The organism is Streptomyces sp. PA03-6a (assembly GCF_033792765.1).
In the GTDB taxonomy this organism is placed as follows: Bacteria; Actinomycetota; Actinomycetes; order Streptomycetales; family Streptomycetaceae; genus Actinacidiphila.
This window is the reverse complement of record NZ_JARAVK010000423.1, coordinates 1-4,815: the sequence shown is the minus strand read 5'-3', so window position 1 is coordinate 4,815 and position 4,815 is coordinate 1. Positions and strand designations below refer to the sequence as shown.

The window sequence follows — 4,815 nt, the reverse complement described above, 5'->3', positions numbered from 1 at the left end:
CCGGCGAGCCGGCACCTGGGGCGACCAGCCGTGCCGGTGCAGCAACAGGCACACCCCGGGCACGGTGTAGCTCTTGTGGAACATCCGCCCGATCAGCGTCCGGATCCGCGCGAGCGTCCAGCGCTCGTCAGACCAGCCGTGCGCCACCGCCCCCAACGCCAAGGCCGCCTGCTCCACCCCGTGAAAACAGCCGTTGAGTAGCAGCAACACAGCAACGATCAACTGTCTCTCAACACCACTGCCGCGAAGCTGAGAGATCGCACCCAGCGGACCCTTCGGAGAAGCCGCAGGCGCCTCGTACGCAGGCGGACAAGTGGGCGGTGAACCTTCGGGCGGCCCAGCAGTTCCACGCTCCACACCCGCGAGGGGAGCCTCCAGGCGCCCCGCAAGCACGTCGAGCAACTCACCGACCCGGACGGGACCGTGACCGAGGTCAAGCTCGGTCAATTCGTGGACAACACCAGCCGCCGCGCCGGGAAGTTGACCGGGGAACGGCGGGCCGAACTCGACGCGCTCGGCATGCGCTGGTAACCACCGCAGCGCGGGGGGAAGGTCCGGGCCGGGACTCCGAACGGGGAGTCTCGGCCCGGCCCCTGTGTGCTGCCGTGAGCAGCCTGCTGACACGTGGCGGCGCAATACCGCCGCGGCGCTGACATGAGGCGGCACACGGCCGCGCAGCCGCCCTGCGGTCCGTCTTGGCCGTGCCCTGTCGGGCATTGACTTGGGCCAGTAGACGACGCAGGGTGAACCGCGGGGGAGTGATCAAGGGGGTGACCCGGGGTGGCGTACCGCTTCACGCCCACGGGCAGATCACCGTTCCCGTTCCCGTGCCGACACTCGCCCTGTCACAGATCACCGGATTGACCCGGCAGGAACTGGTTGGGTCGGTGTTTGAGATCACGGCCAACACCGCCGCCGCAACCGACACCGACGTCGGCCCACACGGCTGGCGCCTCCTGCCCCGCCGTGAACACCACCTCGCAGTGGCGCAATCGTGGAGCGACACAATCGCCTGACCAGCTGCCCGCCTGGGCACGCCTGCGGGGGTCAGGTACGGAAACGGGCGAGCCAGCCGCCGGCCCTGCGTGCGGCTTCGGCGTCAACCGCTGCCTCCTCCTGCTCCCGGCGTTCGCGTTCGGCCTGCTCGGCCTGGAGCGCGGCGACCCTCGCGCGGCTTTCGCACTCCTCGCACAGCGTCGGATGCCACCGGGACGTGGCCATGGGGTAGTCACGGGCGGCTTGATGGCGTCCCGCCAGTTGGTGCAGCCGATAATCGTGAGGGCGTGCGCCGGGGGCGCGTACTCACATAGGTTCCGCTCTCTGCCTGCGGAGCGGGCCACCGTGCAACTCTCCCCAGTGAAGTGCCAGTTCAACGCGGGAGGTGCAGGATGGCCCTGTGCGATGTACCGCCTGCATGACAGTGAGCCACCTGGGGAGGTACCACTCCGTGTCAGCCGCCCACACGCAAAACACCACCTCGTGTCAGCAGCCAGACATCGTCATAGGCCAGAGACCTGCGAGAACATCCATCTCCTGATCAACCGTCACTGCCATGAGCTCACTGACATGAAGCCGATACATCGCAGTCCGGGTCCAGCAGAGCCGCCTCATACGAGTCAGTGAGCCCTTTCAGCGGGGACTCATGTGGGTGAGGCTGTCTGAGATGTTGACGAGGTCAGGAGCAGGGGAGGGGCGTCCTGCCGCGCAGAGCCATAGCCCGAGGCCTCACTCGATCGGTGGCCCATCTGAATGAGCTCAGTGTGACGGCGCTGGCCGGTCAGCCAGGCACGGACCTTGTCATGGCCGCCACCAGACCCTGGCAGACTGCTGCTACCCCGCTTCGCTTCCGTCCCGCCAGGCACCCCATCGTCACCGACCACCGTGCCGTCATCAGCATCACCGTCGGCCACGTTGGCACCCTCCTCATCGCCAACCACCGTCGCCCCGTCATCACTGCCGTCACTGCCACCCGCCACAGCCCCGGCAACCCCTGCCCCCTCCTCGGCTACGCCCGGCACACGACCAGCCACAGGACGCGGAACACCACCGGATCCCAGGCCCGGGCTCAGGGTCGCCATAGGGACGGTGCCTACAACGGCCGGCACAGAATCGAGAGCATCACCGAAAGCCGCAGCCCCGGCCTCCACGGCCGCACCCCCACCGCCAGCAGGCGAAACACCCGGATCAACAAACCCCAGAGCAGTCTCCACCCGCTCAAAGTCCCGCGCGTAGTCCGGACTGTCCTGATCCAACCGAGCCCGCAACTCCTCCAGAACCTCCCGGTACTGCGCCTGATGATCCACCAGCGCCATCCCGACAAACAGGCCACGCCCCGCAGCGGACGACTGGGGATGAAGCCCGGCACGCTCGGCCAACACGTGCCGAAGGACGGCAGCCGCAGCCGCCGGGCCGGAACGGCGGGCCACCGCAACAGCACCCCAGTCACGGGTACCCCAGTCTGCGGTATTTTCCGGGTCGGTCAACTCATTCCCCAGCGCTGTGACCTCAGCTTTTTCAGAGTCCGGCAGGGCCGCCCACTCCAAGCGGAAAACGTCCACCCCCACCCGCTTCAGCTGCCTCGCCGCCTCGAGAAGGCCCTCAACCGGGCCACCCATCGCGGCCGCCTGCGCTTGGCGGTAACCACGGAACAAATCAGGGTGCCGGCTGCCCATCAACGCCAGGACGACACCGGCCGCAGCAGCCACACCACCCACGCGATAGGCCGTAGCGGCACGCTCCCAATGAATCCCGGGCCAGATGCCCGGGTCAAGCCAGTTCCGAGCCAGGGATTGCACAGCAGCTTGAGCCTCAACTTCTGGCCAGCGGGACCGGTTGTGGTCAGAGATGCGCTTTGCGATCGCGGTAGCCACCAACTGTTCGCTGCCACCGGCCTCGCGCGGGGCCAGGGCGACGTAGTGCCTGGCGACGGTGGCATCGTCGACACTGCTCCAGGGCCCGCTTGCGAGTCGGGCGTTGACTTGTATGCGTAGTGAGGTGATGTCAGGTACGGGAAGGCCAGCACGGTCGGCGGCAATCCGCCAGGTAACGGCGGCCGCGACCGCGTCACCAGTACGCCAGGCTACCGTGACGGCGCCCCATTCACGGGCACCCCAGCCAGCAGTACTGTTCCGGCCGGGCAGCCCCCCAGGAGCCAGGGCTTCGATACTGGCTCGGTCGCCGGCCGACCGGATCCTCCATTCCAGGACAAAGACATCGACACCTCCCCTGATCCGCAGCGCATTCCCCGCCTCGAGAATGGCAGCAGCCCCTTTGGCCGGCTCGAAGTGGGCATCCCTCAGGGCCGCTTGGTAGCGAGCGACTGCATCCGGGGCGTGGCCGGCGGCCACCAGCAAAGCTGTCTGGCCAGCGACTTCATCGCCGGAGCGCTCGCGGGTCAGGGCGATGGCACCCCAGTCACGGTCAGTCCAGTCCGCAATGCTGTCCGCAGTGCTGTCCGGCCTGCCTGCCAGGGCGTGGACAGCAGTTCGCTTCCCGTCCGGCAGGAGCGCCCAGTAACGGCTGAAGACATCCACGCCCATTGCCCTCAGCCCATCCCCGGCCTTAACAATCCGGGCGGCCTCCGTGGCCGGGTAGTCGCTGAATGCCGTGTCGGTCAGCGCCGCGTAGTAGCCGGCGGTCACAGCATCACGACAGTGGGCGGCGGTCACTACCCAGCTAGTAAAGGCCGCGACCACCCCACCGAAGCGGCCAGCTACCGCAACAGCACCCCAGTGACGTTCAGTCCAGTGCCGGGTATCTTCCACGCGCACCACGCTGCCCACCAGAGCTCGGACAGCAGCTTTCTCCCCGTCCGGCAGGGCCGCCCATTCCAAGGCGAACACATCCACTCCCAGCGCCCTCAGCCCGTCCGCCCAGCCCACGTCGGCAATACGAGCGGCGGCCACCGCGGCTTTACCGCGTTCGCTGTCGTTTCCCGCCCTGACCAGTGCCTGATCGTGGCCACGCAACACACCACTGCTGCGGACGACCCGCAAGATGGTGGCGGCCGCGACCGCCTCCCCGACACGGTGGGCCATCGCCACAGCCCCCCAATCACGATCAGTCCAGCCCGCCGTGCCGTCCGGATCAACCCACCTGTCAACCAGAGCACGGACAGCAGCCCGCTCCCCATCCGGCAAGATCGCCCACTCCAAGGCGAACACATCCACTCCCAGCGCCCTCAGCTGCGCATCGGCCAGGAAAAGACGGGCGGCCGACCCGGCCGGATCACCGGCGTCACGCACAGCCAATTGCCTACGGTAATGATTGAACTCCTCAGGGTGACGGCGGGCAGCCTCGTCCATCCTCCGCGAGGGTCCCCGCAGCCGGTCAACACCCCGGGCAATCCCTCGCAATCCCCGGGGCATAGCAGAGTTCACGGTGACCTCTGCCGGGAACCGACTGTCCAGATCCAGCAGAGCCGCCTTATACGAGCCAGCGGGATCGCTTTGACCAGTCAGCCAGGCAAGAATCTCCTCACGAGATTGGCCAGACCCCGCCACAGCGCGGTTACCAAGCGCAGCAGCCTTCTTGTCAGCAACCACATCTTCGCCAACCACCGTGACGTCATCGCCATCACCACCGGCCACCCCGGGGGCAACCTCATCGCCCACTGCCGTCGCCCCGTCATCACTGCCGTCACTGTCGCCCGCCACAGCCTCGGCAACCCCGGCACCCGCCTCGGCTGCGCCCGGCACACGGCCGGCCACGGGACGCGTGACCCCGCCGGATGTCAGGGCCAGGTCCGGGGTCTCTGTGTCAGCGCCGCCCGCAGTATGCAGCCCACCGGTAGCCCGCGCCCCCTCGCCCTCGCCC

Annotated in this window: 3 protein-coding genes and 2 pseudogenes; 2 read left to right on the top strand and 3 right to left on the bottom strand. The window is 67.9% G+C overall.

The genetic code is table 11. From position 1 onward, the window contains the following. A pseudogene (locus PV350_RS44625) lies at positions 1 to 162 on the bottom strand (helix-turn-helix domain-containing protein); the annotation flags it as partial. A gap of 252 nt (positions 163 to 414) precedes the next feature. Between PV350_RS44625 and PV350_RS44620 the strand changes: the two are divergent. Both PV350_RS44620 and PV350_RS44615 read left to right on the top strand, forming a co-directional pair. Next, positions 415 to 531, top strand: a pseudogene (locus PV350_RS44620) (helicase associated domain-containing protein); the annotation flags it as partial. A gap of 227 nt (positions 532 to 758) precedes the next feature. Continuing rightward, on the top strand, positions 759 to 1,016 hold the full coding sequence (locus PV350_RS44615; protein WP_500339070.1) for a hypothetical protein: 258 nt from the start codon (positions 759 to 761) through the stop codon (positions 1,014 to 1,016). A gap of 31 nt (positions 1,017 to 1,047) precedes the next feature. Here PV350_RS44615 and PV350_RS44610 read toward each other — a convergent pair whose 3' ends face one another. Together PV350_RS44610 and PV350_RS44605 are read right to left on the bottom strand one after the other, a co-directional pair. Continuing rightward, a complete protein-coding gene (locus PV350_RS44610; RefSeq protein WP_500339069.1) occupies positions 1,048 to 1,221 on the bottom strand; it encodes a hypothetical protein in 174 nt (57 codons plus the stop codon). 419 nt (positions 1,222 to 1,640) lie between these two features. After that, positions 1,641 to 4,697 (bottom strand): NACHT domain-containing protein, encoded by a 3,057-nt coding sequence (locus tag PV350_RS44605; protein ID WP_500339068.1) that lies wholly within the window; start codon positions 4,695 to 4,697, stop codon positions 1,641 to 1,643. Positions 4,698 to 4,815: the final 118 nt, after the last annotated feature.

Coding starts and splice junctions, on each gene's coding strand:
- PV350_RS44610 (WP_500339069.1), bottom strand. CDS start 1,221: ATGGCCACGTCCCGGTGGCATCCGACGCTGTGCGAGGAGTGCGAAAGC.